Annotated in this window: 7 protein-coding genes; 2 read left to right on the top strand and 5 right to left on the bottom strand. The window is 73.0% G+C overall.

The annotated features are described in order from the left end of the window. Positions 1 to 154 precede the first annotated feature (154 nt). Both GT045_RS19815 and gcvH read left to right on the top strand, forming a co-directional pair. Entirely contained in the window at positions 155 to 580 is a 426-nt protein-coding gene (locus GT045_RS19815; RefSeq protein ID WP_161287424.1) for an SsgA family sporulation/cell division regulator, read from the top strand. 134 nt (positions 581 to 714) lie between these two features. After that, positions 715 to 1104: a glycine cleavage system protein GcvH gene (gene gcvH, locus GT045_RS19810; RefSeq protein ID WP_161334956.1), complete on the top strand. Its 390-nt coding sequence runs from the start codon at positions 715 to 717 to the stop codon at positions 1102 to 1104. Here gcvH and GT045_RS19805 read toward each other — a convergent pair. The 5 genes from GT045_RS19805 to GT045_RS19785 all read right to left on the bottom strand — a co-directional run bounded on the left by GT045_RS19805 (position 1101) and on the right by GT045_RS19785 (position 6274). Continuing rightward, the gene (locus GT045_RS19805) at positions 1101 to 1610 is read right to left on the bottom strand and encodes a DUF6328 family protein (protein ID WP_161287426.1); all 510 of its coding nucleotides are present in this window, start codon (positions 1608 to 1610) and stop codon (positions 1101 to 1103) included. The two genes, gcvH and GT045_RS19805, sit on opposite strands and share 4 nt — an antisense overlap. Before the next feature lie 52 nt (positions 1611 to 1662). Beyond that, entirely contained in the window at positions 1663 to 2646 is a 984-nt protein-coding gene (locus GT045_RS19800) for an aldo/keto reductase (RefSeq protein WP_161334955.1), read from the bottom strand. 222 nt (positions 2647 to 2868) lie between these two features. Then, a complete protein-coding gene (locus GT045_RS19795) occupies positions 2869 to 3465 on the bottom strand; it encodes a TetR family transcriptional regulator (protein ID WP_202515039.1) in 597 nt (198 codons plus the stop codon). A 5-nt stretch (positions 3466 to 3470) separates the two neighbouring features. Next, positions 3471 to 4964: an MFS transporter gene (locus GT045_RS19790; RefSeq protein WP_161334954.1), complete on the bottom strand. Its 1494-nt coding sequence runs from the start codon at positions 4962 to 4964 to the stop codon at positions 3471 to 3473. Between the two features lie 119 nt (positions 4965 to 5083). Then, entirely contained in the window at positions 5084 to 6274 is a 1191-nt protein-coding gene (locus tag GT045_RS19785) for an FAD-dependent monooxygenase (RefSeq protein WP_161334957.1), read from the bottom strand. Positions 6275 to 6684 lie beyond the last annotated feature (410 nt).

Genomic DNA, 6684 nt, shown 5'->3' with positions numbered 1-6684 from the left:
CTGTCCGGCGGCCGCTGTCCGGCCGCGCGGCGCCGCACCGCGCGGCCCGCACCGCGCGGCGCCGCACCTTCGGGAATCACGCACCCGGGTGAGCATCCCGGGCGATGCCGGGGTACTAGAGGGCCCTACGCCGATTGTTCCCGGAGGCCCGCGCGTGAACCCGTTCGTGCACAAGACCCTGGTCGTGCAGCTCCTCACGCCCGGCACCGGACGCTGTCCGGTGCTGGTCCACCTCGGCTACGACGCCGACGACCCGTTCGCCGTGACCGCCGTCTTCGCCCACGACGGACATGTGCTGGCCTGCTGGCGGCTGGACCGGGAGATGCTCACCGCCGGTCTGGCCGGGCCGGTCGGCATCGGTGACGTGCGGCTGCGGCCCGTTGCCACCGGCCTGTGGCACGAACTGCGCATGGAGTTCCTCGGCGACACCCGGCCGGACGGCAGCCGGCACCGCGCCGTGGTGCACGCCTGGGCGCCCGCGGTCGCCGCGTTCCTGCGGGAGACCCACCGACTCGTCGCGCCGGGGCGGGAGCACGTCCCGGTGGACGAGCTGCTGGCGGAGATCCTCTCCACGGGCTGATCAGCGGCCCGGTGCCGCGCCCGCGTTCACCCGGTGGAGTGAGAATCCTGGTTGCGGTCCGCTGCCTGTTGCAGTCTTGCGGTGGTGCCCGACCGATCCGTCGGCGCACCGGGACCATCACACGGAGGAGCCGCATGGCCACCCCTGAGGACCTCAAGTACACCAAGGACCACGAGTGGGTCCGCATCACGGGCGACAAGGCGTACGTGGGCATCACCGACCACGCCCAGAAGCAGCTCGGTGACGTCGTCTTCGTCGAACTTCCGGAGGCCGGGGCGAAGTTCGACGCCGGGCAGCCGTTCGGCAGCCTGGAGTCCGTCAAGGCGGTGAGCGAGGTGTACATGCCGCTGAGCGGTACCGTCTCGGAGCCGAACGCCGCCCTCAACGACGATCCGGAACTGGTCAACACGGATCCGTACGGCGAAGGCTGGATGGTCGCGATCACGCTGACCGACCGGCGGCAGCTGGCCGGGCTGCTCAGTGCCGCGCAGTACGAGGACTACATCAGGCAGGAGGCCGACTAGCCCTCGCCGTCCTGGTCCGGCGGCCGGGTCGTGTGCTTGCGGCGGGCCCACAGGGGCAGGCCGTACCAGCACGTGAGGTACCAGGCGACGACGGCCGCCACCAGGTACGGGACGTAGCCGTCGTGCGTGGCCACCCGGAGGATCAGCAGCAGGGCCGACGTCATGGTGACCAGCAGCAGGACCAGGCCGACGAACGTCAGCCCCGAGGCCAGCCGCACCGCCTGCGGCTTGACCCGGCGGCCGGCGACCAGGCGGTGCAGGGACACCGGGCCGATGAGGGCGCCGGTGGCGCAGGCGCCCAGGACGACGGTCACGATGTAGATCACCTGGTCCGTGGTCGCCAGGCGCTCGTACTTGGGCTGGAAGACGACGGTCAGCAGGAAGCCGAACAGGATCTGCACGCCCGTCTGGGCCACCCGGACTTCCTGGATGAGCTCGCCCCATCTCCGGTCGGCCCGCTCTTCCTCGGTCTCGTCGCGCCCCCGGCGCCGCCCGTCCTGCGTCATGCGGTGCGGATAACCGCCCGGCCGTTCCTTCAAACGGCCGGCGCGCACCCGCTCACCAGCGGTGTTCGACCTGGGCCTTGATCCGGCGGTCGTACAGCTCGCGGATCGCGGTGCGGGTCTCCTCCGGCAGCGGCGGCAGTTTGGCCGCGGCGGCGTTGGCACGGGCCTGCTCCTGGCTGCGGGCGCCGGGGATCACGGTGGTCACGCCGTCCTGCTCGATGATCCAGCGCAGCGCCAGCTGGGCCGGGGTGTATCCCTCGGGGGCGAGCGCGGCGAACTCGGCGGCGGCCTCGACGCCCGTGCCGTAGTCGACGCCGGAGAAGGTCTCGCCCTGGTCGAACGCCTCACCGTGCCGGTTGTAGGTGCGGTGGTCGTCGGCCGCGAACACCGTGTCCTTGGTGTATCTGCCGGACAGCAGCCCGGAGGCGAGCGGCACGCGCGCGATGATGCCGACGCCGGCCTCGCGGGCGGCGGGCAGCACCTCGTGCAGGGGCTTCATGCGGAACGGGTTGAGGATGATCTGCACGCTCGCCACGTTCGGCCGGGCGATCGCCGTGAGCGCCTCGGCGCAGGTCTCCACGCTCACCCCGTACGCGGCGACGCGCTCCTCCTCCACCAGGGTGTCCAGGGCGTCGAACACCGCGTCCGTGGAGTAGACCGGGGTGGGCGGGCAGTGCAGCTGCACCAGGTCGATGCGGTCGACGCCGAGGTTGCGGCGCGAGCGGTCGTTCCACTCGCGGAAGTTGGCCAGGACGTAGTTCTCGGGGATCTGTTCGACCCGGCGGCCCATCTTGGTGGCCACGAGCACGTGCAGGTCCGGCCGGCCGCGCAGGAAGGAGGCGATGGTCTCCTCGCTGCGCCCGTCGCCGTACACGTCGGCCGTGTCGAAGAAGGTGACCCCGGCCTCGGCCGCCGCCTCCAGGACGGCCAGGGCCTCCTTGTCGTCCACGTCGCCCCAGTCGGCACCCAGCTGCCAGGTGCCGAGACCGACGACCGATGCCCACTGGCCCGACCTGCGGATTGCGCGTTCGTCCATGCCGTCAGTGTGTCACCCGGCCCGGCCTCCCGCGGAACCGGTCGTTCCGCCCGGACCGCCGCGTCCACCGGCCCGACTTCACCCGGTCGGGTGGTGCACGCCGGCGACCGGTGGGCGCCGCGCCGGCGTCGCCCTGGAGGTTGCGACGCCGGACCGGCTGGATCCGCACGGGGTGTCCGGGACGGGCTCGTGGAACGGCTGCTGCGCCGACGGAGCCCGGCGTCACCGGGGAGGCGGGCCGCCGGGGGTCAGCTGCGCCTGTACGGCGGGACCGTAGCGGTCGGCGATCTCGTCGGCGTCGGTGCCGCGCAGGTGCGGACCGCGGGCGATGCCGTACATCACGCCGAGGCCGACGAGGGCGGCGACCGCGAGTTCGGCGCGCAGTCCGGTGTCGGGGCCGGTGAGCCGGGTGGCGAGGCGTTCGGTCACCTGGGCGCGGAAGTTGGCGCGCAGCACGTCACCGTGGTCGCCGTGCAGCGGGGCGAAGGCGATGCGCAGCAGCGGATCGGCGCCCCGCTCGCGCTGGCTGGACAGCACGTGCCGGACCATGTGCCGGCCGAGGTCCTCCAGCGGGGCCTCCAGCAGGTCGTCGGCGTCGGTGTCGAAGGACATCACGCGGGCGAAGAGGGCGTCCTTGTTGCCGAAGTACTTCAGGATCAGCGGGGGGCTGACACCGGCCCGGTCGGCGACGGCCTTGAGGGTGATGTCGGCGTGCGCGTGCCTGGCCAGGAGGAAGCGGGCGGCTTTCAGGATGGCGGTCCTCGTGGCCTCCGCGTCCCGGCGTGCGGGGGCGGGGCTCCGGTCGGACGGCGTGGTCATGGCCCTCACGCCCCCTCCAGCGCCTCGTCGCGGGCGCCCCGGATCGCGCCCCGGGCCCGCCGGGTGGGGCCGGTGCCGTCGGTGTCCGGGATGGACAGGGCCGCCGCGCAGGCAGCGAGGGCGACGACGCCCGCCACGGTGAAGGCGAGCTGGTAGCCGTGCAGTGTGGGGACCGGGACACCGCCGAGGGGGCTGCTGTGGTGGACGAGGACGGCGGCGACGGCCGCGCTGGAGACGGCCTGCCCGATGGTGCGCATGAGGACGTTGACGCCGTTGGCCGAGGCCGTCTGGGCGGCCGGGACGGCGCGCAGGATCAGGGTCGGCAGCGCGGAGTAGGCGAGCGTGGTGCCGGTCGCCACCACGGTGGCACCCACGATGATCATCCACAGGTCGCGGCTGTCGGCGATGCGCAGCGCGTACCCGCAGGCGATGACGGCCGCGCCCAGCGCGAGCGTGATGCGCGGGCCGCGCGCGGCCGAGATGCGGGCGGACAGCGGGGAGAACAGCAGCATGGTGACGCCGCCGGGCAGCAGGCACAGCCCGGTGGCGACGATGGACAGGCCGAGGCCGTACCCGGTGGCCTTCGGTGCCTGCACCAGCTGGGCGGTGACCAGGGAGTTGGCGTAGAAGGCGAACCCGGTCAGCAGGGCCGCCACGTGGGACAGGCCCACGCGGGGCCGGGTGACCAGCCGGAGGTCGACCAGCGGCCGTGCGGTGCGCAGCTGCTGCCACCACCACAGGGCGAGGACGACGACGGCGGCGAGGAACAGCCCGAGGACCCGCGCGCTCCCCCAGCCCCAGGTGCCGCCCTGGGAGACGCCGAGCAGCAGACAGACGAGCCCGGCGGCGAGACCGAGCGCGCCGAGGACGTCGAACCGTCCGGGCTCGCGCACCGGCGACTCCTTCACCGCCCACCAGGTGGCCGCGACACCCGCCGCGCCGAGGGCGCTGGTCAGCCAGAACATGGTGTGCCAGTCGGCGTACTGCACGACCAGCGCGGCGAGCGGCAGGCCGAGCGCGGCGCCGATGCCGACGGTGGAACTCATCAGCGCCACCGCCGACCCCCGGCGCTGGGGCGGGAGTTCGTCCCGCAGGATGCTGATGGACAGCGGGACGACGGAGGCGGCGGCGCCCTGGAGTGCGCGGGCGGCGATGAGCACGCCGATGTCGGAGGAGAGCGCGCACATGACGGACCCGACGGTCATCAGGGCGAGCGCGGCGATGAGCACCCGGCGTTTGCCGTACATGTCGCCGGCCCGGCCCAGCACGGGGGTGAGGACGGCGCCGGAGAGAAGGGTGGCGGTGACGGTCCAGGAGACGGCGGCGGCCGAGGCACCGGTGAGCCGGGGCAGGTCGGGGAGGAGGGGGACGACCACGGTCTGCATGACCGCCATGAGGATGCCGCCCGACGCCAGCACCGGGATGGTGAGCCGGTCGCGCAGGCGGGGCGGCTGCCCACCGGTGCCCGGCGGCGGGGACATCGGGTCTGGCTGGTCCATCGGCGCTCCTGCGGACGGCACGGATACAAGGTGAATAACAATTCACTCTAACGAGTGAATGGCCATTCACCAACCGTTCCGGGAGCCAGTGGGGGGCGTCCGGCGGAGTGCCGGCCGGGCTAGCGCCGGCGGGCGTGCAGGGCGCGAGCCGCCCGGGGGCCGAGCCAGCGCTTGAGCCTGCGCAGCGGTTCCAGTTGCCCGACCGCCTTGTCCAGGCCGTAGTACAGCTGCGGCGGGACGTACGGCAGCAGCGGCGAGTGGCGCTGGCCGAGCAGGGCGAACATCCGGTGCGGGGGCAGGTGGATGTAGCGGGGCAGGTTCTCGTACCACTGGGCGCTGTAGCGGGCCGCGCTCTGGACGGACAGCAGCTCGGCCTGGCGCCGCCGTTCGTAGGCGGCCAGGGCCTCGGGCAGGTCGGCGTGTGCGCGCAGGGCGTCGGCGAGGCACATGGCGTCCTCCAGGGCGAGGGTGGTGCCGGCTCCGACGGAGTAGTGGGTGGTGTGGGCGGCGTCGCCGAGCAGGACCAGGTTGCCGTGGTGCCAGGTGCGGTTGGTCAGGGTGCCGAAGTTCTGCCAGGAGGCCCCGGGGCGGGCGATCAGGGGGTGGCCGTCGAGGACGTCGGCGAAGAGTTTCTCCAGCAGGGCCAGGCTCTCGCCCTCGTCGGCCCGGTCCAGGCCGAGGCCGGTGAAGGTCTGCGGGGAGCACTCGACGACGCAGGTGCTGTGGTCGCGGCTGTAGCCGTAGCCGTAGGCCCAGATCCAGCCGTGCCCGGTCTCGGTGAAGGCGAACGTGAAGGCGTCGAAGACCCGGGTGGTGCCGAGCCAGATGTAGTGGTTGCGCCCGGGGGTGATCCGGGTGCCGAAGTGGCCGGCCCGGTGGGTGCGCAGGGCGCTGTGCACACCGTCGGCCGCGACGACGAGGTCCGCGCCGGCGGGCGGGCCGGTCGGTCCGCTGTCGAACTCCACGCGGACGCCGAGGGCGCGGGCCCGGCCGGCGAGCAGGTCCAGCAGCCGGTGCCGGCCGATCCCGAAGCCCTCGTCGCCGTGGTGGCGGGTGGTGACGTCCCGCACGTGGGCGACGCCGTCGCTCCAGCGCACGGAGTGGGTCTCGATCGCGCGCGCGGACTCGGGGTCGTACGCCTGGAGCTTGTCGAGGAGGCCGCGCCAGTACGTCACCCCCCAGCCGTACGTGGAGCCCTCGGGGTTGCGCTCGTGGACGGTGACGTCGTGGGCGGGGTCCTGCCGCTTGAGCAGGATGGCGAGGCAGAGGCCGGCGGGCCCGCCTCCGACACAGACGACCTTCACGCGCACTCCCCTGGCAGTCACCCGACGTGGTCGAACGGCACCGGAGGGTAGCAGGGTGCCGGACCACGCGATCACGTCACTCTCACGCGGTGAGCCGCGCCACTTCGGCGGGCGCCGGCCGGAAAGGAACGAGGGAAACCGGGACGGCCCGGCAAGGAATTGCCCGTTCCGGAGCGGACCCGGCCATCCGCACAGCAAGATCATCTTGGTTCAACTCTGTACGACATGTAAGTAATTGTCCGGATCGCAGCCAACCGCTTCCGGGTGATTTCTTCCGCCACGTGACATCCCGATAGGCATGCGTGGTCACCACCGGACCACTCCACAGGAGGACCCGCATGCCCGACATCACCCGCCGCCGCGCACTGGCCGCGGCGGCCGCGGTCGCCGCGACGGCCTCGGCCGTCGCCGTCGCC

Origin of the sequence: Streptomyces sp. SID486 (assembly GCF_009865385.1) — a bacterium.
Lineage (GTDB): Bacteria > Actinomycetota > Actinomycetes > Streptomycetales > Streptomycetaceae > Streptomyces.
This window is presented reverse-complemented; position numbering and strand designations above follow the sequence as displayed.